This window comes from Micromonospora sp. NPDC048040 (assembly GCF_055587185.1).
On record NZ_JBVJGT010000063.1, the window covers coordinates 12,477 to 38,554 of the forward strand.

14 protein-coding genes are annotated in these 26,078 nt (G+C 72.7%); 4 read left to right on the plus strand and 10 right to left on the minus strand.

The window, feature by feature from the left end:
• Nucleotides 1-14 precede the first annotated feature (14 nt).
• The 7 genes from ACZ6O2_RS31875 to ACZ6O2_RS31905 all read right to left on the minus strand — a co-directional run bounded on the left by ACZ6O2_RS31875 (nucleotide 15) and on the right by ACZ6O2_RS31905 (nucleotide 14,926).
• Entirely contained in the window at nucleotides 15-2,087 is a 2,073-nt protein-coding gene (locus ACZ6O2_RS31875) for a hypothetical protein (protein ID WP_466025525.1), read from the minus strand.
• Nucleotides 2,084-6,058, minus strand: coding sequence for a type VII secretion protein EccCa (gene eccCa / locus ACZ6O2_RS31880; RefSeq protein WP_466025526.1), 3,975 nt, complete (start codon nucleotides 6,056-6,058; stop codon nucleotides 2,084-2,086). Before eccCa ends, ACZ6O2_RS31875 begins: the two co-directional genes overlap by 4 nt.
• A 229-nt stretch (nucleotides 6,059-6,287) precedes the next feature.
• Nucleotides 6,288-6,797, minus strand: a complete 510-nt coding sequence (locus tag ACZ6O2_RS31885) for a hypothetical protein (RefSeq protein WP_466025527.1) — start codon at nucleotides 6,795-6,797, stop codon at nucleotides 6,288-6,290.
• Between the two features lie 35 nt (nucleotides 6,798-6,832).
• A complete protein-coding gene (locus ACZ6O2_RS31890; protein ID WP_466025528.1) occupies nucleotides 6,833-10,324 on the minus strand; it encodes a right-handed parallel beta-helix repeat-containing protein in 3,492 nt (1,163 codons plus the stop codon).
• On the minus strand, nucleotides 10,321-12,162 hold the full coding sequence (locus tag ACZ6O2_RS31895) for a hypothetical protein (protein ID WP_466025529.1): 1,842 nt from the start codon (nucleotides 12,160-12,162) through the stop codon (nucleotides 10,321-10,323). Before ACZ6O2_RS31895 ends, ACZ6O2_RS31890 begins: the two co-directional genes overlap by 4 nt.
• Nucleotides 12,159-13,427, minus strand: coding sequence for a hypothetical protein (locus ACZ6O2_RS31900; RefSeq protein WP_466025530.1), 1,269 nt, complete (start codon nucleotides 13,425-13,427; stop codon nucleotides 12,159-12,161). Before ACZ6O2_RS31900 ends, ACZ6O2_RS31895 begins: the two co-directional genes overlap by 4 nt.
• A gap of 83 nt (nucleotides 13,428-13,510) precedes the next feature.
• Entirely contained in the window at nucleotides 13,511-14,926 is a 1,416-nt protein-coding gene (locus ACZ6O2_RS31905) for a glycosyltransferase family 2 protein (RefSeq protein WP_466025531.1), read from the minus strand.
• A 313-nt stretch (nucleotides 14,927-15,239) separates the two neighbouring features.
• Between ACZ6O2_RS31905 and ACZ6O2_RS31910 the strand changes: the two genes are divergently transcribed.
• Both ACZ6O2_RS31910 and ACZ6O2_RS31915 read left to right on the plus strand, forming a co-directional pair.
• Entirely contained in the window at nucleotides 15,240-15,788 is a 549-nt protein-coding gene (locus tag ACZ6O2_RS31910) for a sigma-70 family RNA polymerase sigma factor (protein WP_350711280.1), read from the plus strand.
• Nucleotides 15,789-15,874: 86 nt separating this feature from the next.
• Nucleotides 15,875-16,969, plus strand: a complete 1,095-nt coding sequence (locus ACZ6O2_RS31915; protein ID WP_466025532.1) for a sensor histidine kinase — start codon at nucleotides 15,875-15,877, stop codon at nucleotides 16,967-16,969.
• A 39-nt stretch (nucleotides 16,970-17,008) separates the two neighbouring features.
• On the opposite strand, the gene ACZ6O2_RS31920 is transcribed toward ACZ6O2_RS31915, so the two are convergent.
• Both ACZ6O2_RS31920 and ACZ6O2_RS31925 read right to left on the minus strand, forming a co-directional pair.
• Nucleotides 17,009-19,366, minus strand: coding sequence for a sensor histidine kinase (locus ACZ6O2_RS31920; protein WP_466025533.1), 2,358 nt, complete (start codon nucleotides 19,364-19,366; stop codon nucleotides 17,009-17,011).
• A gap of 5 nt (nucleotides 19,367-19,371) precedes the next feature.
• Nucleotides 19,372-20,025, minus strand: a complete 654-nt coding sequence (locus tag ACZ6O2_RS31925) for a response regulator (RefSeq protein WP_466025534.1) — start codon at nucleotides 20,023-20,025, stop codon at nucleotides 19,372-19,374.
• Between the two features lie 176 nt (nucleotides 20,026-20,201).
• Here ACZ6O2_RS31925 and ACZ6O2_RS31930 point away from each other — a divergent pair, with 176 nt between their 5' ends.
• A complete protein-coding gene (locus ACZ6O2_RS31930) occupies nucleotides 20,202-22,298 on the plus strand; it encodes an Hsp70 family protein (RefSeq protein ID WP_466025535.1) in 2,097 nt (698 codons plus the stop codon).
• A 263-nt stretch (nucleotides 22,299-22,561) separates the two neighbouring features.
• Complete coding sequence (locus ACZ6O2_RS31935; protein ID WP_466025536.1) at nucleotides 22,562-22,687, plus strand: hypothetical protein; 126 nt, start codon at nucleotides 22,562-22,564, stop codon at nucleotides 22,685-22,687.
• 126 nt (nucleotides 22,688-22,813) lie between these two features.
• Here the strand turns inward: ACZ6O2_RS31935 and ACZ6O2_RS31940 are convergent, their stop codons facing one another.
• Entirely contained in the window at nucleotides 22,814-25,642 is a 2,829-nt protein-coding gene (locus ACZ6O2_RS31940; RefSeq protein ID WP_466025537.1) for an AAA family ATPase, read from the minus strand.
• Nucleotides 25,643-26,078 lie beyond the last annotated feature (436 nt).

A 26,078-nucleotide genomic window follows, 5' to 3' on the forward strand; every position in this document is an offset into this window, starting at 1 on the left:
ACTCTCCTGGTCTGTCATCCGGCGGCTGTCGCCGGAAGGTCCGCGATGTGGTCGCGCCCGCCGCGTCCGTCGGGTGGGTCGGGCCGCGGCGGCAGCAGCCGGGCCGGGACCGTGCGCTCGCCGAGGAACCAGTACTCCCGGCCTGCGGTGACCTCCGGTCCGGCTCCGCCAGCGTCGCCGGAGCGGGCGCCGGAACCGAACCAGGTGGCCGGTGTCGCGGTACGATCCAGCAGCGCCTCCGCCTCGGGCGGCAGTGCCACCACGTCGAGGGTCCGGTCCTGGTTGCGTCGCCGATCGGTGACCGACGTGACCGGGCCGAGGTCGACGGACAGGTGCCCGAACGCGAGCAGCAGCGCGGCCCACGCGGTGTCCGGATCGGGCAGCCCGCGGACCAGCGGAGCGACCGCGGTGAGGCACAGGTCCCCGGAGCGCGACAGGTGCTGCCAGCGCAGCAGGTCCACGCAGGCGACCAGAGTCGGCAGCGGGTCCGGGTCGGGGCAGACGACCGGCGGCTGGCCGTCGACCGGCGGCAGCCAGCTCAGCTCGCTGTGCCCGCGTACCGCCGGCGCCGGCTTGACCAGCTCGGCCACGCCGATGCCCAGCCGGGCCAGCAGCCAGTGGTGCACCCGCCCGGTACGCATCGCGGTGACCGCCCAGGTCCAGGAGGCCGGCTCCCCCCGCCACCCCGACGCTCCCGCGACCGGCGGGCCGGACCCGGCTTGCGGGTCCGACGTTGGCGGCGGGTCCGATGTGAGCGGCGAATCCGACGTGAGCGGCGGGTCCGACCCGGCCGGCTGGGAGGCGCCGGTGGCGTACAGGTCGCGCGGGTCGCGTAGGTAGTTGTACCGCGCGCCCTCCAGCCACAATGCCAGCGCGGGATGCCCCGCCGGGGCCAGGATCACGTCGTTGAGGACGATCTCGTCGGTGAGCGCGTGCAGCGTGAACCCGTGCGCCGACGCGGCGACCCGGTCGAACAGTTCCGGCAACCGGGCCGGTCCGTCGGCCTCCGGCTGCCCGTGCCACCGGCCGCGGAACAGCCGGTACCCACCGCCCGTCGGGCCCTCGGCACGCTGGGCCGCCGGGCTGGCGGCCCGCTCGTCCGGCGGGAGCGCGGTGTCCGGGAGGAAGTGCAGGTCACCGTCGGCGTAGAGGCCGCCGAACCGGTGTACCACCTCGACCCGCAGGTGGTCGCTGGCCGCGGCGAAACCCTGCGGCAGACCCCGGTTCAACTCGAGGGCGTACGGGGTGTGCAGGGTCATCGGTGCGTTCGCGTGGAACAGTTCGGCCACGCTCACCAGGTGGATGCCGTGGGTGCCGGCCCAGGCCAGCAGGGCGCGTACCGGGGCCAGCGGATCGGGCCGGCCGGCCGGCGCGGGCGGGGTGGCGCGGGCCGCGTCGAAGCGGGCCCGCGGGATGTCCGTCCACAGCACGAAGTCGACCTGGCCGGCGTAGCTGTCGGCCGCCGCGCCGTAGTTGGCCCAGAAGCCGTTCGACTCGGGCAGCGGCCGGCCGAGCCAGATGCCGTGCACGATGTGCGGGATGGCGGTGGTGTCGGGCAGCGGCGGCGTGTGCTCCGGTTGGCCCCAGAGCCGGGCGGCGTCGTCGCGCCGGAACGTGCTGACCCGGCCCGCGTCGGCGGCCAGGGCCGCGGGCGCCAGGTCGGCGGCGCTGGGGGTCGGACCCGTCATGCTCAGCCGCCGCAACAGCGGCGCGACCAGGTGCGGGGCGAGACGGCGGACATCGGTGCCGGCGAGGAACTCCGGTGCCGGCGGCAGCCGGCGGGAGCCGAAGATGTCGCCGCCGATCCAGCGGCGCGCCAGGTTCTCCTCGACCACCCAGGTGTACAGGCCGGGATAGGTCATCCGGCGCAGCCAGTCCAGCAGCCCCACGTCGCACGGCCACGCGGTCGGCGTTGCGGACGGCCCGGGCAGGCAGGCCGCGGCCCGCAGCCGCCGCGCCAGTTCCGCGGCCCGCTCGGCCGCCGCGGCCCGCTCGGCCCGCTCGGCCGCCGCGGCCCGCTCGGCCGGCTCAGCGGTGCGGGGCGGTGGGGTGGGCGTACGACGGGGGCGGGTGGCGGTGCGGGTCATCGGCTGGCCTCGGTGGGTACCGCGGGCTCGGGTGCCAGAGCCGTCTGGATCAGCCGGCTGCCGCGCCGGGTGCACAGCAGCGCCCGGCCCGGGGGCAGCGTCCGCGGCTTGGTGTTACCCAGCAGCGGACCCTCCGTCGGCGGGCAGGACAGCGCCACGTCCGGAGTGTTCAGTTCCTGGATGCGCCGCAGCAGCGGGTCCATCGACAGTCGCATCGCCCCGGCCGCAGCCCGCGCGATGACCACGTGCAGGCCGATGTCGCCGCCCTGGGGCAGCAACGGGATCAGGCCGGCCAGCGGGTTGTCGTGCCCGGCGAGCAGTTCGTAGTCGTCGACCAGGACGTACAACTCGGGGCCGGCCCACCAGTCGCGGGCACGCAGTTGCTCCGGGGTGATGTCGGAGCCGGGCACCCGCGGCTTGACGCCGGCCACCGCCTCGGCCGTGGTGTCCCGGGTGCTGTCCGGCGAGACCGAGTAGCCCAGCCGGTAAGCGGCCGGTACGTCGTCGAAGAGCTGCCGCCGGTAGTCGACGGCCATGATGCGCGCCTGGGCCGGGGTGTGGCTGGCGACGATCGCCCGGGCGACGAGGCGCAGCAGGTTCGTCTTGCCACTCTCGGCGTCCCCCAGCACGGTCAGGTGCGGCATCGCCCGGAAGTCGTGCCACACCGGCGCGAGCTGGTTTTCGTCCACGCCGAGCGCGATGCGGGCGTCCTGCGGCGCCGGCAGCTCGGCCATCGGCAGCGAGGCCGGCAGGGTGCGTACCGCAGCGGCCCGTTCCCCGGTCCAGCTGTCCGCCACCGCGGACACCAGGTGCTCGGTGGCCGCGGCGAGTCCCTCGGCCGACTGGACGCCGTCGATGCGCGGCAGCGCGCCGAGGAAGTGCAGCTTCGCGTCGGTCAGCCCGTGCCCCGGCCGGCGGGGCACCTGGGCCGCCGCGCGCAGGTCGATCCCGGACTCCACCGGGTCGCCCAGGCGCAGTTCGAGGCGGGTCCCGATCTTGTCCCGCATCGACATGTGCAGTTCCGACCAGCGGCCCATGGAGACCATCATGTGTACCCCGTAGTTCAGGCCGCGGGCGGCGATGTCCCGGGCCATCTCCTCGACCGGCTCGAACTCCTGGCGCAGGGCGAACCACCCGTCCACGACCAGGAACACGTCGCCGAGCCGGTCCTCCGGGATGCGACCGTCGGCCTGCGCCTGCCGGTAGGCGTCCCGGCCGTGGATGCCCAGGTCCGCGCAGCGGCGTTCCCGCTCGAACAGGATGGAGCGGACCTCGGCCACGGTGCGACCCACCCGCTCCGGTTCGTGCCGGCCGGCCACGCCGCCGACGTGCGGCAGGCCGGCCAATCCGGCCAGCGAACCGCCGCCGAAGTCGAGGCAGTAGAACTGCACCTGCCGCGGCGAGTGGGTCAGGGCCAGCCCGCACACCAGCGACCGCAGCAGGGTGCTCTTGCCGCTCTGCGGCCCGCCGGCCACGCCCACGTGCCCGCCGACCCCAGCCAGGTCCACCACGAGCAGGTCGCGCATCTGCTCGAACGGCTTGTCGATGAGACCGAGCGGTACCTGCAGGTACGCCTGCTGGCCGGCGTCGATCGGACGCAGCCCGTGCTCGGGGTCGGGCAACAGCGGCGGCAGCACGTCGTCCAGGGTCGGCGCGTCCTCCAGCGGCGCCATCCACACCTGGTGTGCCGGCGGACCCTGGTCGACCAGCCGGTCCACCAGCGCGTGCAACACGGTGGTGCCCGTGTCGGCCGGCTCGTCCGGCGCCTGCTCCACTGGTGGGCGCGGCGCCGGGATGGCGGGCGCGGCGGCCCGGGCGGTGAACGGGACCACCTGGCTGGCGATCACCTCGCGGTGCAGCCTGGTGCCGCGTACCCGGTGCGGGCCGGACACGTACGCGGCCTTGAACCGGGTGATGCTGGTGACGCTGGAGCGCAGGTATCCGTTGCCCGGATCGCCCGGCAGCTCGTACGCGTCGGGTACGCCGATGACCGCCCGCGACTCCATCGCGGAGAAGGTACGCAGCCCGATGCGGTACGACAGGTGGCCCTCAAGCTGGTGGATGCGCCCGTCCTCCAGCCGCTGCGAGGCCAGCAGCAGGTGCACCGCGAGCGAGCGGCCGAGCCGACCGATCATCACGAACAGTTGGATGAAGTCGGGGTTGGTCGCGATCAGCTCGCTGAACTCGTCCACCACCACGAACAGAGTGGGCAACGGGTCGAGTTCGGCGCCCTGGGCCCGGGCCTTCTCGTAGTCGCGCACCGAGGTGAAGTTGCCGGCCCGGCGCAGCAGCTCCTGCCGGCGTACCAGTTCCCCTTGCAGCGTGGTCTGCATCCGGTCGACCAGCGCGGCCTCGTCGGCCAGGTTGGTGATGAGCGCGGAGACGTGCGGCAGCCGGTCCAGCCCGACGAAGGTGGCGCCGCCCTTGAAGTCCACCAGCACGAAGTTGAGGGTCTCCGAGGAGTGCGTGGCCGCCAGGGCCAGCACCAGGGTGCGCAGCAGTTCGCTCTTGCCCGACCCGGTGGCGCCGATGAGCATGCCGTGCGGCCCCATCCCGCCCTCGGCGGACTCCTTGATGTCCAGCTCGATGGGGGAGCCGTCGGCGGCCACCCCGATGGGTACCCGCAGCCGGTCGGCGGGCGTGCGGGCGTCCCACCGCTCGCGGGGGTCGAAGGTGTCCAGATCGGTGATGTCCAGCAGGTCCGGCAGGTCGAGGACGGCGCTGAGCCCGCTGGCCGGCTGCTCGCTGGTGACCTTGGTGGCGTGCCGGGCCATGATCCGGGCCAGCGTCCGCAGCCGGGTCAGGTCCAGGTGGTCGGGCGCGGCGAGCCGGGTGCGCACCTCCCGGCCCACGTGGTCCTTCTCGATCATGTCCACGTCGGTGGCGGACACCTCCAGGTTGAGCACGTTGTCCCCGTCGGCGAGGCCGCGGCCGTCGAAGTCGACGAGGGCGGCGTTGCGGTACCCGGAGACGGTCAGCCGGGCGCCCGCGGGGATGACGCCGCCGTCGCAGACCACCACGACGAACGGTTCCTCGCGGGAGGGCTGGGCGTCGTCCTCGTACCGGGAACGGGCCGCGAACTCCGCACCCAGCAGCCGCTCCACCTCTTCCAGGGTGGCGCCGAACAGCCGCACCGGCCCGGCGGCGTCGACGTCGGTGGCATGCTTGGCGTGCGGCAGCCACTTGGCCCACTCCCACTGCGCGGCCTGCTCGGCGCCGACGCACAGAGCCAGCCGCAGCTCGTCCGGGGCGTGGAAGGTGGCCAACTGGGCGAGCATGGCGCGCACCATGCCCAGCGCCACGTCCCGGTCGCCACTGATCCGCACATGCGCGAACCCGGGCAGGCACAGCGCGACGGGCTGGTCGGGCACCGTCGTGTACGCCTTGATGAACCGGCGCAACGCCTTCGCGCACACCGGTTCCAGGTCCTCCACCGGCTTGGTCTCCATCGGACTGATCCGCACCGCGAGCCGCTGGGCGCCGGTACCGACCCGGATCTCGCCGAAGTCCGGATGCGTCGGCCGACGCTCCCACAGCCGGCTGGTCATCGCCAGCGACCACACCGACTGCGGGTCGGGGTGCCGCCAGGCCAGCGCGGCCTGCTGTTCCGCCGCGTAATTGCGGACCTGCCCTCTGGTCTGGGACAGATAGCGGAAGTAGTCGCGCCGGTCGCCGTTGATCTGCTGCTTGCGGTTGCCAGAGTGCATCGTCATCTGGAACACCGCCATGCCCAGCATGCCGCCGGCCATCATGACCAACATGACGATGCCCATCGGGCCTCTGAGCGAGTTGCTCATCATCATGAACATGAACCCGCCGGTCATCAGCAGGCTTGGCAGAATCATCCCGAGCGAGCGGAATCCAGCGGGCTCAACCTCCGGGACGACCGGCGGCTCCTGCAGGGTGATCTCGCCGTGCGGCAGCTCGGGTCCGTTGCGGCGGGCCGGCCGCCGGAAAGGTCTAGTGCTCACATCCACTACACGGCTACGAGCCGCAAAGAGTTGACTGGTACCCAGGATCGATGCTTTCAGCACCGCAAGACTCAAGAGACACCGTCTGCCGGGTGGGGCCACCGTGTGCCACGGTCGTCCCACCCGGCACCGACCAGAGCTCGGCCTCAGGTCGAGCCACTGAGTTCCACGTGCCAGCCCCACGACCCACCGGGCGTTCCGTCAACCGCCGATTCGGGGTCAGCGGCGATCAGAACGACCTTCTCCTCAGGGGAGTTCCCACCGACCCCGGGTGGCCGTACGAACGCTGCCTCTCCTGTGTCACATCGGGGCTGTCCACCGATGGGAGCACCAGTGATTCCGGCAGCTCGTACAGGTTGACGTCGACAGCGTAGGGCGACCCGCCCACTCCTTCCGCAGGGGCACCCGCAGACGCCGGGCGGGTCAGCAGCAACTTCAGGTCGTCGTGTTCACGGTCACCGGTCCAGAACACGTCTTTCGTCGCTATCAACCGCTGGAACTCGTTGCCGCGCCGAACGATGGCACCCGCTTCCACCGAAACGTTCGGCCGCCAGACGCCGTCACCGCGGTTGTGTTCGAACCGAAGTGTCCAACGCCTCCCACTCGCTGACGCCGAAGTCCCGACCTCCAGGTTGAGCATCTTCTGTACGTCACCGGAGAACACGATCCGCTGCGCGAAGAGGGACTCCTTGCTCACCACCATGATCCGCCACGCACCGCTCATACTCACTGCCGGCATTCTCAAGCACCTTCTTCCGTAACCAGGGCAGCGGGTCAGGCCGCGATGGCCGCCCGCACGTCGGCCGCGTGCAACTGGCGCATCTCCTCGACGGTCGGTGCGGCGGCGCCGCGCAACCGGTTGGCCTGCTTGGTCATGGTGCGTTCGAGCAACTGGCGGGCGTACCGGCCGTTGCCGAAGGTCTCGTCCCGGGTCAGGCTCTCGAAGTGCTCGTACAGCAGGGGAATGCTGTCGTTGCTGAAGTCGAAGCCGCCGTCGCGGGCCAGCGTCTGCAGGATGGACACCAGCTCCGAGGAGGTGTACGACTCGAACGGGATCTGCCGGCTGAACCGGGAGGCCAGCCCCGCATTGTTGGCCAGGAACCGGTGCATGTCCCCGGTGTACCCGGCCGCGATCACCACGATGTCGTCCCGGTGGTCCTCCATCAGCTTCACCAGCGTGTCGATGGCTTCCCGACCGAAGTCGTGGCCCTGGCCGGTCAGCGCGTACGCCTCGTCGATGAACAGCACACCGCCGCGCGCCCGGTTGAACACGTCGGTGGTCTTGACGGCGGTGTGCCCGACGTACTCGCCGACCAGGTCGGCCCGGGAGACCTCGACGAGCTGGCCGGTGCGCAGCACGCCCATCGCGTTGAGCAGTTGGCCGTACAGCCGGGCCACGCTGGTCTTGCCGGTGCCGGGCGGCCCGGCGAAGACCAGGTGCCGGGAGATCGTCGGGGTGGGCAGGCCGGCCCGGGTCCGGGCCTCGGTGGAGGCGATCAGGTCGATGACGTCGGTCACCTCGCGCTTGACCGCGTCCAGGCCGACCATCGAGTTCAGCCGCCCGAGCAGGTCCTGGACGGCCTGCGCCACGCCGGCCGGCGCCGACGGCCCGGCCGCCTGTTCGCCCAGGTCCTCCGGCAGCAGCCGGGCCAGTTCGAGGTCCGAGGCCTGCGGGGTGCTCGACAGCCGGTACGCCTGGCGCCCCAGCATGTCCTCGAAGACCTGCCGGGCCACGCGGGCGTTGCCGAACGTCTCGTTGCGGGCCAGCTCGCTGAAGTGGCGGACCAGGGCCTGCCGCGTCTCGTACTCCAGCGCGTAGTGGTGGGCGCGGCAGAGCCGCTCGACGATCTCGGCCAGTTCGTCGTCGGAGTAGCTGTCGAACTGGATGGTACGGGCGAAGCGGGACTCCAGGCCCGGGTTGGCGGCCAGGAAGGTACGCATGTTCGGGGTGTACCCGGCGACCACCACGACCACCTCGTCACGGTGGTCCTCCATCAGCTTGACCAGGGTGTCGATGGCCTCCCGGCCGAAGTCGTGGCCGCCGCCGCCCCCACCGGTCGAGAGCGTGTACGCCTCGTCGATGAACAGCACCCCGCCCAGGGCTTCCTCGAACCGGGCCGTGGTCTTCACCGCGGTGCCGCCGACGTGCTCGGCGACCAGATCGCTACGGGACACCTCCACCAGTTGCCCGCTGGAGAGCACCCCGAGGGTGGCCAGGATCCGGGCGAAGATGCGGGCCACAGTGGTCTTGCCGGTGCCGGGTGGCCCGGCGAAGACCAGATGCCGAGACATGGGCGGTACGTGCAGCCCCGCTTCCCGGCGACGCTTGGCGATCTGGTTGAGCCCGACCAGGGTGGCCACCTCGTGCTTGACCCCGGCGAGGCCGACCAGCCCGTCCAGTTCGCGCAGCAGCGCGGCCACCGGCCCGTCCGCTTCCCCGCCACCACCCGGCGCCCCGGCACCCGGCGTCCCGGCACTCGGCCCGTCACCGGGTGCGCCGGCGCCGGGACCGCCGCCGGCGGGTACCACGGGACCGGGCGGCCCGACGGACGGCGCAGGGACCGGCGGGCGGGTGCCGGACGGGTTCCCGGGCGGGGCGACACCCGACCCGGTACCTCCGGTCGGGGCGGGAACGGATCCCGGGGCGCCGCCGGCCGGCGGCGCATCCGGTCGCCCGGCCCCGGGCGGCGGGAGAGAAATCGGGCGTCCGTTGTGGCCGGTGTCGACGTCGGACAGTTCGACCGCGGCGGTCGGGCTCGGCGCGTCCACGGCGACGCCGCCGTTGCCGCGCACCACCCCGCCGCGAAGCCGCACCGGCGCATCGGTCTCCACCACGACACCCGGGCCCTGATTGCCCACGATCTCGCAGTCCGCCGCGGTGATGGTGCTGCCGGCGCCGGCCCGGATCCCCGGACCGCGGCTGCCGCTGATCCGGCTGCGGGACAGGGTGACCGCGCTGGGGCCACCGGTCAGCACACCAGCCCCGGCCGACTCCTCCACAGCCACGGAGGACAGTGTGGGGCGGGCGGTTCCGGCCACCTCCACGCCGACCCGGCAGCCGGTGAGCCGGGAGTTGGACAGCACGGTGGCCGCGCTCTCGGCGAGCTTCGCCCCGGCGGCCCGCGCTCCGGTGATCTGGCCGTCGGAAAACTGGCCGGCACCGCCGGTCGCGTGCAGGCCGTACCGGACGCCCTCGATGGACAGGCTGTGCAGTCGCGGCGCGGCTTCCTGCTCGATCGCCACACCGATGGGGACGTCGCGTACCCCGACCCCGTCCAGCCGCGCCGTCGACCGGCCGGTCAGGAACACGCCCGCGTCGGCGCAGCCCGCCACGGTCCCTCCGGTGAGGTGCGGCGCCGCCGCGTCGTTGACCACCACCCCGGCCGCGCCGCAGTCGCGCACCTCGCAGTTGGTCAGCTTCGGCCGGGAGGCACCCCGGCAGTCGAGGCCGTGGCCGCGGGCCCGGGTGATGACCGTGTCGGAGAGCGCGGGCGCCGCCTGCGCCATGGTCACCACGGCGTGCACCCGGGTGTCCAGGATCTCGCAGCGGTCCAGCACCGGGGCCGCCTCGTCGCTGGCGAGCAGCCCGACCTCGCCGCCGAGCACCGTGGTCCCCGCCAGGTACGGCCGGGCGGCCTGCTGCGCCACGACGGCGTACTGGCCGACCTCGTCGACGCGGCAGCTCTCCAGGCGCGGGGCGCTGGCGCCCACGGCCAGTAGCGCCGCCTCCGCGATCCCGGTGAGCGTGCAGTCCCGGAACACCGGGGCACTCGACCCGGACGCCAGGATCGCGTACTTGGCGATGTCATGTACGTGCACGCCGGTGTACTCGCCCGCGCCGGCCTCGTGGACGATGCCGGCGCCGCCGGAGTTACTGATCGCGCCGCCACGCATCGCCATGGCGCCGCCGCGCACGTGGATCGCGGCCGGCGCCGTGGCGTCGATGGTGCACGCCTCCAGGCGGACCCGGCCGGCGGCCACCTGGAACAGCGGCATCCGCTCGTCGCCGCCGCGGATGGCGATGTCCTGGATCAGGATCTCGCCACCGGCAGCCAGGATGGCCCCGCCCGTGGGTACCTCGATGGTGACGGTGCCCGGGCCGTCCTCGGCGACCAGGACGACATCCCGGCGGAACAGCGGCGCCTCGCGGTAGACGCCAGGGCGTACCGCAACGGTGTCGCCGGGCGTCGCCGAGTCCAGGGCCCGGGAGATGTCGGTGAGGCAACCGGTGTCCCTGGCCGACACCGACAGCACGCTGGTGGTCACGAATTAACTCCTTCATGGCTGTCGCCGGCCGGTCGGGGCTGGAGCGCGAACGGGCGGCCGTCGGCCGCGAAGCCCAGCGGCCACGGCAGCGGCGCGGGCGCCGCGCGTTGCGACTGTGCGGCGAGCGCGTCGCGCAGCTTGCCGGCCACCCGCTCGTCGAGCCCGCGTTCGTGGTGTCCGAAGACGATCTCCCTGAGCAGTACGCACGGCGCGCCGTCCGGCCCCTCGTCGACGCCGAGCACCGCGAATCGGGCACCGGCGGCGAACATGGCCCGCCCGGCTTTCGCATCCGGCCCGCCCGGGACGCCCAGGTGGTCCAGCCGCCGCGCGGTGGCCGACCAGATCGCGTAGCGGCCAGCGCCGCCCTCGGTGCCGCCGTTCACCGACACCGTGGTGAACGCCGGCTCCACCAGCAGTTCTCCGGTACGGTACCGGCCTGTCACCTCCAGCCCGGCGGGCACCGCGGCGAAGACGGGGCCCCCGATGGCCGGCAGTTGTTTCAGCCCCGCGCAGGCGCATCGGGCCAGCAACTGGACGTCCTCGTCGGGCGTGCCCCCACCGCGCAGCGCGCCGTTGACCCGCTCGCCCACTCCGTTGAGCAGGGCCAGCACCGCGACCAGCCCGGCCATCATGTCGTGCTCGCCGACCGCGCTGCGCAGCCCCGGGTGCAGCGACAGCGCACGGGTCACCGTCCGGGAGTGTGCCTGGAACTTCCAGCCCAGCACGGTACGCAACCGCTCCCGATCCGCCTCGTCGGTGCGAGCGCATACCCCGAACCACGCCGCCCCCGGTCGGTCGGCGCGTGGCGCCGGCGGCGGGCCGGCGTCCGCGCCGGCCGCCGGGCCATCGGTGGTGTCCGGGGCGGTCGCCGGGGCGGCAGGGGCGACGGTGGCCACCGCGGCAGTCGGGACGGCGGCAGTCGAGGAGGCCGCCAGCGGCCGGCAGGTGTCCAGCTCCAGCCGGGGCGGCTGGAACTCGGGCAGCACCATGCGCCGAACGCTGAGGTCGGGCCGGGGGACCTCGATCACCGGAACGGCCAGGCCGCGCACCCCCAGCGCCGCTTCCACCCCCGAAGAAATCGCGGGCCCGGATTCCTGTGCCGCAGCGCGTGACGCGGTCGCCGCGGAGTCGGCGAGCGACAGGGCGGTCCCCGGATCGGTGGTCACTGGCGGCGGTGCCGGCCCGGGCGGGGGCGACGACACCGGGGACGGCGGCTGGCGGTTCCGGTTGCGGCCGGACGCCCCGCCGGTCGGGGTGGGGCGGGCGCGTACCGGCCCAAGTGGGGGCAGCAGGTCACCCGCCGGCTCCGGTTCGTCCCCGCCGTCCGGGCGCCAGCACCAGAACAGCCCACTCGTGGAGGCGCGCCCGAAGGTGAATTGGATCTCGGCGTCCGAGGCGTAGACCGGTGCCCCCAGGTCGACCGCGATCTGGTGCAGGATCTGCCCGGCCCCGTCGGCCGGCGCCGACCGCTGGGTAACCAGCAGCACCGGCCGACCCCGCCACCGGGGGCAGTGCCAGATCGCCTGGGCCATGTCGGCGGCGTCCAACGGCCGGCCGCCCAGTTGGAAGCCGGACCGGCCGGCCTCGGCCGCGAGCGCGAACCAACCCGCTGGGCCGGGGGTGACCGATCCCGGGGCCTCCCACGGCCCCAGTTCGAGCACCGGTACTCGCAAACCGGCGCCCGGCAGGATGCGCGCCACGGCGGCACCCACCGCCTTCGACGCCTGGCGCAGGTACCGCGCCACCTGCTGCCCGGCCGGAGCGCCCTCGGCTGACTGTGAAAGTTTCCAGGACAACGGCAGGCGTGCCCGCTGCCACGGGGCGAGCAACTCGGTCACGGCTGCACCGGCCGGTGCGTACCGCCATCCGGTATGGCCCCGGGCGCCGCGGCCCACAGCCCCGCGTCCGCCGGTGCTACGCCGGCAGGCGATGGGACTTCGGACGAGGGGGCGTCGGCCAGTGGGACGGGGTCGTCTTCGGCGTCGGATACCCGCCGCAAGACCATCGCCCCGGGGTCGGGCCGGCACAGGTGCACCAGGGCACGGTGCACGGAGACCTCGTCCAGGAGCTCGACGCGCCCGTTCTCGGCCAGGTGCGCGGCCAACTGCGGATCCGGCGCCAGGCCGTAGTTCTCCAGGTAGTAGGCGACCGCCTCGCTCCACACCCAGGTCCCGTCGGTACGCAGGTGCATCGGTACCACGTCGCCCCGCTCCGGGGCCAGGATGTCGGCCATCGCGCCGCTGCTCCACGCGATGACCATCCCCCCGCGCAGCGCGTCGAGCAGGTTATCGCGTTCCGTGGCGTCGGAGACCACCGGCCGGTTGCTGGCGAACCACGGGCCGCGTTCCGGATCGACGCCGTCGAAAAGCCGGGCGGTGGCCACCGGCACGGCCGGCCGTGCCGCCCACAGCAGGGCGCCGGACGAGCGGGCCAGGGTCTGATAATACGGCGCTCCTCCGGCCCAGCAGACCTCGACCTGGGCCTCGGGGTCTCCGGCCTCGACCATTCTCTGTCGCAATTCGACGCCGAATGCGGCGAGCCCGTCCATGGCGCTCTCGACGCTGACCACGGCCACCCGTATCGGGTCTTGCCAGGGCCGGGCGCTGGGCGGCAGCCGCCACGCCCGCCACACCCCGCGTACCGCCGGGATTGCCGACACCGCGGCCACCAGCGCCTGGTCCACCGGGTCGAGGGTGTCGGCCGGGTCAGCGGTGCGGTCCTGTGGGCGCACCACCCACTCCAGTTCTTCCTGTGTGGTCGGCAGGTCCGACAGGAACTGCCACGGTGCCGGCGGACGTTCGCCGCGCAGCTCCTCCAGCGCCAGGCCGAGGTCGAGGTCCCCGCCGCTGAGTGCCAGCTCCTCGCGCAGGGCCGCAATCTCGTCGGCGTCCAGTTGCAGCGGCTGGGAGACCGCCTCGAAGGCGATCGTTTGTACGACGTCCAGCCGCCGGCCGGCGGCCAGCGCCTCCCGCGCGTCGGTCAGCACCCGGTCCGGCAGCGAGCCGGCCAACCGCAGCAGCAACGCGTGCATGGTCTCGTCACGCTCGGCGTCCCGGGTCGTCTCCGGTGCCACATCCAGGTCCGTGTCCACGTCCACGGTCACCGCCCTCCTTCACCCCGTCCAGGGTTCATCTGTGGCACGCCTCGTGCACCAGCAGGGTTCACGCCTGCCGCGGCCGGATACGACTACTTGTGCCGCCACCACGACTCGGTGCTGGTCCGGTCGTCCTTACGGAACTCCGTGCTGACCTGGCGGCCGTGCACGATCATTCCCGCGTACCAGGTGCGGGCCACATAGTTGAACGGCCCCATGTCGAGCGGGCCGGCCTCCCGCGCGTTGGTGACGCAGAAGTCGAACATGTCCCGGCAGAATTCCAGCACCGTTTCCCGCCGGCCGCCGGTGAGCCCGCAGTTGAGCAGCGGGATACCCCGGTTGTCGGACAGGAACTGCAACAGCTTGGCGCTGCCGCCGTGCTGATACACCATCCACGGAATGCACAGCGGCGCCGGCTCGTCGCCCACGTACAGCCGGTCGTCCATCTCCGGGAACGGATCGCGCAGCATTTCCACGTCGGTACCGTCGACGCACCACACCTGGTCGATCTCGGGGTGCTCGCGCAGGTACCGCCACCAGCACAGCCAGCGGTGGAAGTACGGCGAGCTGACCTCCCCGCCCGGCGCCACCCGGACGTGCGTGACCAGGTCGGTGTCCGGCTCGTCGAGGCAGTCGTGCAGCACCACCAGCCGCCGCCCGTGCCGCTCGACAGAGCGGCGCAACTCGGCCAGATCGTCGTAGTTCGGGGTCCAGGTGGTGCCGCGCTGCGGGTCGGGCTGCGCGGTGAGGTACGTGGTCAGCACCACGTTCTGCGCCGCCGCCGCACCGACCGGGACGGTGCGGAACTCGCGGTACTCGGCCGAGGTGTAGCTGGCCTCCGACCGGGTCTTGAGGTTACGCACCAGGTGGAAGCGCTCGATGTCCGACACGCTGGAGCCGACCTTGGTGCGCTCGTCGCAACTGAAGATGAGGTCTCCGCTGCCGACCACGTCGGCGAACCGGAACGAGGTCAGGCCGGCGTTGTAGATCCGGTTGGACAGGTCCACGTGCTCGTACCCCCACCGGCCGTACCGGGTGTCGTACCCGCCCACCCGGTCCAGCACCCGCCGCTCGAGGTAGAGCATGCAGCCGCGGGGATGGGTGTACGCCCGAAGCTGCGCGTCCCGGTAGATCTCCATCGAGTCGGTCAGCCGCCCACGCGGGGTGTCGGTGAAGATGTACATCAGATGCGGCTCGGGACTGTCGACGTATGGCCGCTCCCAGCCGTCCGCGACCGGCCAGCAGTCGTCGTCGAACAGGAACAGGTGCGTACAGCCCCGCTCGACCAGCAGTTCCAGGCACTTGTTCTTGGCCCGTGCGATGCCGACGTTGCTGTCGAAGCGGAACGTCGCCTCCTCCACCGGCTCGTCGCTGGCGTCGTCGACCACGACGATCGCGGCGCCGCTGGGCGCGTACTTGCGGATCGCCTCCAACGCGGTACGGAACACGGCGCCCCGGTTGTGCGTCGTGATCCCGATGCCCACCGCCGGAAAGCCCGTCTCCTGCATGCCCACCTCTTCGGTCGGGGCGCCACGGCGCCGTCACTCGGGCCGCCGCCCGGCCCCGGTACCGGCCGTCGCGGCAGTGCCGACGACCGTCGCCGCTCGCCTACCGCCGCGGGGCGCGAGGTCGTCCACATGGGGTACGGCACCGCGGCACCGTCGGGTTCACCGGTCAACAGGCAAACCGGCGGCGGCACGGCGTGGGCCGCCGAAACCGGCGCGGGCGTAGGGATAACCCTCTCCGACCCGAGGGGTGTCACCCGCAGGAGCAGGGGCCGCACCATGTCGAGCGACCGGCCCGCGACGGCACTGTCATGGCATGGCCGAACGGGTGCAGAGCAAGCGACACAGCAGCGCGCTGGAAAGCGGTTCCCGCCTGCGTGAACTGATGGACACCTACCAGCAGCCGCTGCTGAGGTACGCGCAGCGGCTGACCGACGGCGACACCGGGCGCGCCGAGGACGTGGTGCAGGAGGCGTTCCTGCGGGCGTGGACGCACCTGGACCAGCTCACCGCCGACCGCGGGTCGGTGCTGGGCTGGCTACGCCGGGTGGTGCACAACCTGGTGATGGACGGGTACCGCATGAAGAAGGCCCGGCCGACCGAGGTGGACATCGAGAACGCCGCCGAGGTGGCCACGGCGGACCCGATGGCCGTCGTGGTGGACTCCCTGCTGGTCGAGCAGGTGCTGCGCGGGCTGTGGCCGGAGCACCAGGCCGCGCTGGTGGAGACCTACCTGAACGGCCGGACCGCGGCCGAGATCAGCGCAACGCTCGGGGTGCCGGTCGGCACGGTCAAGAGCCGGGTGCACTACGCGCTGCGGGCGGCCCGCAAGGCAACGGCCAACCACCTGCTCTGCGCCGCTTGAGCCCCTGGAGGCTACCGTGGCGGCGGGCCGCCGCGGCCCACGAGCCGGGTCAGCCGACGCGACCGAAGCCGTCTACAGTGACGGGCATGCGCCGCTCGACGCAGCGACCCGACGGGCCATCTCCGGTGCCGGGCCCGTCGGACAAGGTGGCACGGGTGGTCGACGCGGTGCACGGCCTGCCGGGTCGGCCGCTGCCGGGAGTGCAGGCCGATGCCCTGGCCCGGGCGCTGGGTGGATGCCTGGAGGCCGCCACGGTCACCATTGCGCTGTGGCTGCCCCTACCGGCGGGCCACGACACGGACACGGCGACTGAACACACCGTTCAGGATTACCGGTGGACCGCTACCGGCGCCGAGGCGGCGATACCCGTGACCGGGGCGGCGCCGATTCGGCTGTCCGACGGCGAGCACGTCCTGGCCGACCTCGTGATCGAGCCGCCGGCGGCAGCCGAGCGGCTGCGCCGGTGGCCCGAGCTACACGCGGTGACCCGCCTGCTGGTCAGCGACATCCAGGCCCAGCTGATCACCGGCAGCGCCGAGAGGCTGATCGGCCAGAGCGACCTGCTGCTGGCCGACGCCCGGCTGCGGGCCGCGGGCGAGATGGAGCACCAGCGGCACCAACTGGAGCGCGACCTGCACGACGGCGCCCAGCACCACATGGTCGCGTTGCAGATGTCGCTGGCCATGGTGGAACACCAACTGGGCGCCGGCAACGCCGCCGAGGCGGGCCGGCACCTCGACCGGCTGCGGGAGCTGCTGGCCAGCACCGAGGAGGTGTTGCACACCACCGCGACAGGCCTGCTGGCACCGCTGGCCGACCACGGTCTGGTGACCGCGTTGGCGGCCCGGCTGGGCACGCTCGACACGGTCACCCTGGACATCGACCCGCAACTGGCCGGCCATCGGTACCCGCCCGCGGTGGAAACCGCCGTCTACCTGGCCTGCCTGGAGGCGGTCAGCAACGCGCACAAGCACGCCCCGGGCGCCGCGGTCACGCTGACGCTGCGTGCCTCCCCCCGGGGCCTGAGCTTCGAGGTGGCCGACACCGGGCCGGGCTTCGACACCGACGGGCGGATGCCGCTGCGCCAGCTCGCCGCCCGTCTGGCCTCGGTCGACGGCACGTTGACGGTACGGTCGAGCCCGACCACTGGTACCCGGGTCAGCGGGTTCGTGGCGATCTGAGCCGTCCCGCCGAGCCGCCCACCCCGTGCCTCGCGCCGGTCACTCGGCGCCGTCGGTGAGCAGCCGCTCGCACGCCCGTACCAGCAGCGCGCACGCACTGCGTCCGGCCGGTCCCGAGTCCGGCGCCATTGCCTGGGTACGCCAGAACACCAGCGCCCGGGTCGCGGCCTGGGTCACCTGCCCCGAGCCGGCGTCGCCGGTCAGGCCTAGCCGGGACCGCGAGTCCGGACCGTGCGCGCCGAGCAGTCGCAGCGCCTCGTCGTGCCCACGCGGCAGCCGGATCCGCCGGTCCTGCAACGCCTGCAGCAGGTCCAGCTCGGCCACCTCGTGCGCGCCCGCGACGGCCGCCTCCACCGCCCGGGCGAACTGGTCGTCCAGCTGCCCGGCGGCCAGGCAGGCCACCAGTGCGCGCAGCGCCCACCGGGCGGCCAGTACCCCCGCCCAGGCGCGTACCCGGGTGCGCAGCGCCGCCTCGACCGCGGTACCGCCGCCCGGGGCCGCACGCCAGTCCACGATCGTGTCGCACATCGACCCCAGCTGCGGTGATCCCGCCATCGCGGCGGTACCCTCCTCCAGCGCGCAGATCGCCACCGGGGAGAATCCGTCCCCGCCCGGCGCCCGCAGGGCGGTCAGGAACTCCGACTCCGCCGCGCTGGCCGGCCTGGACAGCACCAGCACGACCGCGTCGGGGGGCCCGTCGGCAGTACCCGACCAGCGGCGCAGCCGGGCCGCGAGGTCGGCGTCGACCCGGTCGCGGTGGTGCAGCAGCCGCAGCCCGCGCAGCGCGTCCACGGGTCCCTCCACCAGGATCCGGTCCACCCCGGCCGCTACGCCCGGCCACGCGGCGCCGGACCAGTCGGGAAGCCGGACCGGCCGCCACGGCGCTGCCCCGCGAGCCGGGTCCAGCGTGATCCGCGGGTACGGCTGGTACTGGTAACCGGTCGGCGGGACCACCCCGACCGGCGACTCCCGTCGGGCGGCACCGGCCGGCCCGTACAGCACTGACACCAGCTCAGGTGCCGAGGCCCCGACCACCACCACCCGGGTCTGACCGTCCTGCCGGTCGACCGCGACCCGTAACGGCGGGCTGTCCGTGGGCGCCTCCCGGCTGGTCACGAGCAGAGTCAGCAGGCGGCGCGCGGAAACACCGGCCGGCAGCTCGGGTGCGGCGACGTCGGCCTCGCCCGGCTGCGGCCCGGCCGGCTCCGGCGGGGCGGTACGCGCGGGCTCCGGCCAGTCGCCGCCGAGCCGCTCCGGCAGCAGGATGTCGACCACGGTCGGCGCGCCCCGACCGGCCCGATCCACCCGCAGCCGGCCGCCCAGCGCGGCCAGCCGCCGGGAGTCGTCCCGTAGCGCCGCGGCGACCCGGGCCGGCTCGGCGTCGGTCCGCTGCGCGCGGATCGTCAGCACGCCGTGGGACCGGCCCAGTTCCAGGTGCACCGGCTGCTCGCCGCCGCTGGCGCCCAGCGCAGCCGCCGCGGACGCACCGGCCTGGTACAGCCCGGACTCGACCTCCCAGCCCGGGCGCCGGCCCAGTTCGCCACAAAAGACCACCGGTACCGGCAGCGCCGCGGTGACCTCCTCCAGCGCCGCGCGCACGCCGGTACTGCGCAGCACCTGCGGGTACACCCCGCGGACAACGGACCGGAACTGCTCGATCATCTCGCCCAGCCCGGCCCGGATGTCGCCGGCGATCGCCGTGGCCTGTGGTGAGCCGGCGCGCAGCGCCCGCTCCAGGTCCGCGGTGCGGTCCAGGATCGCCCGCAGCTGCCGGCCGGGCGTCGCGGTGACCGCGCTGGCGAGCCGGTCGCGCTCCACCGCCTGTACGGTGAGCAGCTCCAGCTGGGTCGCGCTGACGCGCTGTACCACCCGGTCGGCCCGGGCCCGCACGGCGGTGCTGGCCGCGTGGTGGCCCGCCTGGCGCAGCAGCAGGCCGACGCAGACCGCTGTCTCGCCCAGCGGCACCGCCGTGGCCAGCGGATACCGAGGATCCTCCGGGTGTGCCAGCACCAGCACCCCGTACCGGACCCCGCCGTCGGTCACATCCGCGGTCGCGACCACACCGGCCGCGCCCAGCAGCAGGTCCGGGTCGGCTACCGGGTACGGCAGCGCGCCCCGCACCCAGCGCCCGGGCCGCCACGCGACCACGGGTGTCCATCGTGGAGTGCTGGTGCCGTGTGCCGTCTCTGCCGGCAACCACAGCGCCGCGTAGCGCACCGCGTGGGCCTGGGCGAGCTCGCGCAGCAGCGTACGCAGGATCGGTCGGTACCCACCCAGCGGGTCCTGCGGCCCGGCCGACGCGGGCAGCGCAACCGAGGTCGCCAGCCGGACCAGGGCGGCGAAGGGCCCGGCTGGGCGGGGCGGGTGCGCCAGCTCGCCGCCTGCGGTCCGGAACACGGCCCCTAGCCCGCCATCTGGTTCGAGCGCAGGTACGCGAGCACCGCCAGGACCCGCCGGTGGTGCGCGGTCGGCTCGGCCGACAGGTCCAGCTTGGTAAAAATGCTCGCGATACGCTTCTCGACCGTTTTGACCGACAGGAACAATCCCGTCGCAATCCCGGAGTTCGACCGTCCTTCCGCCATGAGTCGCAGCACGGCGCGTTCCTGCTCGGTGAGATCGGCCAGCACACTCCGTACCGGGGGACTCGGCCGGTCCACCAGGTTGGCGGCCAGCGCCGGCTCGATCACGATCTCACCAGCGGCGATGCGCACCAGCGTATCGGCGAGCACGCCCACCCCGGCTACCTGGTCCTTGAGCCGGTACCCGATCCGTTCGGTGCCGATCTCCAGCAGCCGGAACAGGTAGTGCGCCTCGGCGTGTTGGGACAGCAGCAGCAGCCCGACATCCGGGTATTCCGCCCGTATACGCTGGGCGGTTTGCAGTCCGCCGTCCGCGCCTGGTGGCATCCGAATGTCCAGGATGGCCACGTCGACGGGGGTACGGGCCAACAGCTCCAGCAGTCGGTCGCCGTCCTCCACGCAGCCGACCACCTGGTGCCCCGCGGCGGACAGCAGCAGCTGCAACCCCTCCCGGAACAGCGCGCCGTCGTCGGCCACCGCAACGTCCACAGCTCGCCTCCCGATGTCAACACCGACGAATTGTTACGCCGAAATCGGCGGCGTATCGTGACGGCGCGATCTGAACTGTTACGAGGTCGCCTACGTATGTCAACTACGACATCAAGCATCGTAGCGGCGGTGGGTTCGGCGAGGGGACTTCGAGTATGTACGGGGTGGGTATCGACCTGGGTACCAGCTTCACCGCCGCGGCGACCGCCTCCGCCTGGGCCCTGGACATGGTGCCGCTGGCTGGGCAGGCGGTCGTCACCCCGTCGGTGGCCTGCGTTGACGAGAAGGGCGCGCTGCTGACCGGTGAGGCGGCCGACCGCCTCGGCCTGCAGGATCCCAGCCGGGCGGCGCGGGAGTTCAAGCGCCGCCTCGGTGATCCCACCCCGGTGATCCTGGACGGAGCGCCGTACTCCCCCACCGCCTTGATGGCCGCCCTGCTCCGTTCCGTGGTGGACACCGTCAGCCAGGCCCAGGGCGGCCCGCCCGACCGGATCGTGCTGACCCACCCGGCGGTGTGGGGCCCGTACCGGCGAGAGCAGTTCGCCGCCATCCCGCACCTGGCCGGCCTGCCCCGCCCGCAGGCCGAGCCGGGGTCCGTGGCCGGGTCGGACGGCCCGACCGTCATCACCACCACGGAGCCGGTGGCCGCGGCCACGTACTACTGCTCCACCCAGCCACTGCCCCCCGACGGCCTGCTGGCGGTCTACGACCTGGGCGGGGGCACATTCGACAGCGCGGTGGTCCGCAACGGCCGCGACGGGCTGGAGATCATCGGAACCCCCGAAGGCATCGAATGGCTCGGCGGCGCCGACTTCGACCAGGCGATCGTGGACCACGTCGACCGCGAGCTGGACGGTGCGATCACCGCGCTGGACCCGACCGATCCCGGCACCGCCTCGATCCTGGCCACCGTGCAACGCGACTGCATGCTCGCGAAAGAGGGACTGTCCACCCGCGAGCAGGCGGACATCACGGTGGCGCTACCCGGCTCCGTCCGGCACGTGACCGTGACCCGGAAAACGTTCGAGCAGATGATCACGCCGTCCGTGGAGACCACCATGGAGACGTTCCGGCGGAGCCTGACCGCCGCCGGCATCACCCTGCAGGACCTCACCGCCGTGCTGCTGGTCGGCGGATCGTCCCAGATCCCCCTGGTCACCCAGCTGCTGCGAGACACACTACGCCGACCAATCATGATCAACACCCACCCGAAACACGCGGTCGCGCTCGGCGCCGCCATGCTCAGCTCCGACACCCACACACCGCGCGGCATCCCGACACCCCGACGACCCGCGCCCACCACACCGACCACCACAGCGGCCCAAACCAGCGCTCCACCCACGGCGACCAAGCGCGACAGCGGCGAGCACCGCGTTGTCAGTCGACACGTAGCCGGTTCGGTCACGCCCGCGCCCGCAGCCGCGGGCGCGCCGGCCCGCAAGGCAGAGCGCGGCGCGAAGCACCGGGCGCTACCGCCGGCCAAGCCGACGCAGCCGGTCAGCGGCCCTACCGGAGACACCGGCCCGGCGGACGTGCCGCCCCCGGCGCGACCGCGATGGTCACGGCTCGCGAACGCCCGCGTCGGCGTCGCGCTGGTCGCGGTCTTCGGCCTGCTGGGCGTAGCGCTCGTGTACGGGAACAACGCCCCGAGCCACCGGCCACAGGTGTCCAGCGCAACGCCCGAAACCAACGCCCCGAGCGACCAGACGCAGGCGCCCAGCGCAACGCCCGAAACCAACACCCCGAGCAAACGGCCGCAGGCGCCCAGCGCAACGCCCAAAACCAACACCCCGAGCAAACGGCCAACGCTCAAACTGAAGGACGTCCAGGTACACAAACCGTCGAAGCTGAATTCGGTTCGCCCCGCGGTGGTAGGTGCCAAGCATTTCGTCGACCGGCCGCCCGTCTTCACCAGCCTTCCCGACCCGCTCACCGGAGCAGTGCTGATCCCCGGCGCCAGCGACGACAAGCGACTGACCTCCCCGGCGGACTACCTGGTCTTCGATGTCGCACACGACGCCACCGTGTACGTCGCCTTCGACAGACGCGGAGCACCGGAGGTGGCCAACTGGTGGCCGGCATGGCTGAACCAGCAGGGCTTCAAACGCACTGACATGACCATCCCAACCAACGACAAGGACCAGCGCCACTTCGTCGTGTTCGCCAAAAAGGTGCCGGCGGGACGCGTCACGCTCGGACCAAATGCAGCGACAACCGTGTACTCCACCGGCTACATCACGCTCCTAACCGCTCAGGGATGATGATTCCGTCACAAAGTTACTGAACGCCCCTCACCGGACCGGGCCGCTTCGCGGGGCTGTCAGGTCACATCGGACCTGGGCGAACCATGTGGACGCTCTTGGGAAAGGACTCAGAAGCAGATGACCACGGAAAGCTGAGCCCAGTCGGACGGCATCGCCCCCTCCGTCCCCACCGCTGCGGGCCTACGCACCTCGCGTTTGGCCAAGGGCCGCATCGCTGTCAAGGAGAGGTGGTCGCCGAGTAGTTCGTGGAGGATGTGTTGGTGGCAATGCTGACCCGACTGCCGGACGACGTTCAACTCGACCACGACGGGAAGGTACTCCGCGAGACCGCGGGCATCTCGTGGACGATCCCGCGCCTGCTGGTGAGCCCTCGTCCCGCATCGTGACCCACGATCGGCCGTATGAGACAGGACCCGGGTCGCCGCCACCCATTCACCGACGAGCAGTACACCCCAGCCAACTGCCCGTCGCTGCGCGCCTCAGCCACCCACAGGACACCAGTGGTACATGTCCTACTGCGAACTCGCCAGCTCACGGGCGATGTCGACCCGCGAATGGGCCCCGAGCTTCGCCAGGATATGGGAGACGTGGGTTTCCACGGTACGGCGGGACAGGAACAGTTGGGCGGCGATGTCAGGGTTGGACTGCCCCGCGGTGACGAGGTCGGCGATCTTCCGTTCCGTGGCGGTGAGGGCCTCCCGGCCGATGGTGGGCCGGCGGCGCGGTCCGCGGCGGCCGCGGCGGATGCCGTACGGCCGTAGGCGGGCGTCGGTGCGCATGATGTCCCAGGCCGCCTCGAGCGACGTGTAGGCCTCGACCGCCCGCGCGTACGCGGCCCGCGCCGCAAGCGCGTCGCCGCGTTCGGCGTACAGCACGGCGGCGTTCTCCAGTGCCTGCGCGCCGAACAGGGGGTAGCCGATGCGGTGGAAGGTGTCGGCGGCGGCAAGAATCCCTGCGGGGTCGGCCGCCAGCAGGCCGGCGCAGTAGCCGGCCGCAGCGGTGGTGGCGGGATGCGCCTGCCCCTGGGCGGCGCCGGTTGCCCGGGCCGCGGCGGTGGCGATGGTACGGTCGCCGCAGATCAGCGCGAGGCGGACCACCTCGGCCAACCACATCGGCGTGTCCGGGGTCAGTTGCGGAAACTCGCGGTCCCCCTCGGGATCGAACACGGCCAGCAGGCGAACCAGCGCCTCGGCGGGCCGGCCCTCGCGCTCGGCCGCCAACGCCCAGGCAACCAGCAGGAGGTCGGCGTACAGACGCAAGCCGTTCCCGGGTTTTGTCAGCTCCTCGACGCCGAGGAATTCCCGCTCGGCCGCCGGCAGGTCGTCGCGGTGAACCGCGATCAACGCCCGCACCCCGCGGCCGGCCAGCCGATACGTCATGTCCATCGGCAGGTCGGTAGCAGCCTGCAGCTCCGCCAGCGCCTCGTCCCACCGCCCCCGGTAGAAGCTGTAGTCTGCGATCTTCGCCCGCAGATGCGCCAGCCGGGGCGGAGTGCCGGCACGTTCGGCGAACACCATGGCCTGGCCGAAGGCGTCGTCGGCCTCGGCGGGCCGTCCCAGGTTGTCCAAGCCACCCGCGCGGTTGATCATCACCAGCAGCCGCAGGTCGGCGACCGGCAGTTCATCCCCCAACACCGCCAACGCGCGATCGATGAGCGCCACCTGCGCCGCCACGTCCCGCCGCTGGTTGTGCTCGATGAGGGCCAGGGCGTGCAGGGCGTATCCGACCGCCAGCCGGTCACCGGCCTGGTGCCCCTCGACCTCGGCTCGTGCGGCGGCCGCCCGAGCCTCGTCGAAACGCCCGACGCCGATCAGCGCAAGGGCGCGCAGGGCGTACAGCCGGGCGGTCCAGACCGCTGGCAGTTCCGGCCGCTTCAGCGTGTGCTCGGCGACCTCAACGGCCTGCTCGTACCGCCCCATGCGCATCAGCGCGTACCCGAGGGTCCAGGCCACCCGAGCGGCCACCACGGGATCGCGGCTGAAGGCCAGCACCGGACGGGCGAGCTGCTCGACCTGCTTGTTGTCGCCAAGCTGCGACAGTGCGACCGACAGGTCGGCATCCAGCCGTTCCCGGCGCGGATCGTCGTCAACCGCCCCGCGGACCCGGGTCAACAGGTCGACTGCCACCCGCGGCGCCCGGTAGGTCAAGGCTGCGGCTTCCCGGGCCACCCAATCGATCATCCACTCGTCGGCTGTCACCGGTCCGGCGAGCAACTGCTCGGCCACCCGCTCCACCGGCGCCCCCGCGCCGGCCAGCGCCTGAGCCGCCTGCCGATGCAACGCCGCCCGCAGACTCGCCGGCATCGCCTCGTACAGCGCCTGCCGGATCAGTCCGTGCCGGAACACCAGCCGATTCCCCGACGGCGCCAATACCCCGCCCGCCACCGCCTCATCCACCACGGCCATCAACTCGGTCGCCGGCTGCCCGGAGACCACCGCCAGGTCATCGGCCGTGAACGCGGAACCCAACACCGCCGCCAGCCCCAGCACCGACCGGGGCCGCTCCGGCAAGAACCCCAACCGCCGCCCGATCGCCTCCGGCAACGACCCCGGCCACTCCCCCGCACCCGTCAACTCGGCCACTCCCGCCACCACGGTGATTCGGGACTCCCGGATCAATGCATCGACCGCCTCGCGGGCATAAAGCGGATTTCCCCCCGCCTGCCCCGTCAGCGCACCCAACGCCCCGCTCGGCACCGCGCCCACCAATTCGCCCACCACCTCGATCACCTGAGGTGCCGACAACGCTCCCAGCGGCAGCACCGTCGCCCCCTGCTCCACGAGGTCCCGCCGCGTTGCGGCCACTTCCGGCCGGCGTGGCAGCGGCCGGCACGCCGCCACCAGCAGCAACGGCGCCTGGGCGGCGGTCCGACCCAACCGCGACCACACCGACAGGCTCGCCTCGTCCGCCCACTGCACGTCATCCAGCACCAATACCACCGGTGCCGCCGAACACAACCGATCCACCAACGCCAGGACCTGCTCGGCCAACAACGCCGCCACATCTCGCGGCGTCACCAGCTCCGTCCTTCCCTCCCCCCGCAACAACCTCACCAACGGCGCCCGCAACGGATCCACCGAATCCCGCCCCACCAGCAGCGCATCCAGCAACACCTGCAACGGAAACGGCGGCAGCAACTCCGGCGCAGACCCCGCGTACACCACACACCCCAACCGCGCTGCCTCATCTATCGCCGCCGAGATCAGGGTCGACTTCCCGATCCCGGGTTCGCCGTCCACCCACACCATCCCGCCTCGGCCCTCAGCCACCCCCGCAATCAGCTCTCGCAAGACCGCCAACTCGACATCCCGACCGACCATTGCCGAGGCAGGTGAACGCATGCCGTCACGATAGGGCGACCAGCGGCGCAACGCGCCCCGAGGAGCAGCCCTGGGCGCAGGATTTCACCTGAACGCCCACGCATCTCCACCGATGGTGGGAAACGATCCCGGACACTCAACCCGACTCAGAGGCCTTCCACCGTGATCATGCTGGTCGGCCGGTTCGCCGGATTTGGCGGGCTAAGTGACCAGCTGCGGCCTTGGGCGACGCGACCCCTGCGGCGGCCGACGCCCCGGTCCGCCGCACAGCCAGGGTCGCCAGCGACCCGGCAGCGACGGCGTGAGGCAGCAGCCCCGTCGGCCCTGCACCAGGCCGCAATGCGGAGGCGTACAGCCTCTACGTCAGCTTCTCGGCCCTGAAGGGGCCGAGCTTGCAGATCGTGCTCGATGCTGGCTGTATCGGTCACGCCGCGTTCGGCAGGCTGACTGCTGCCCA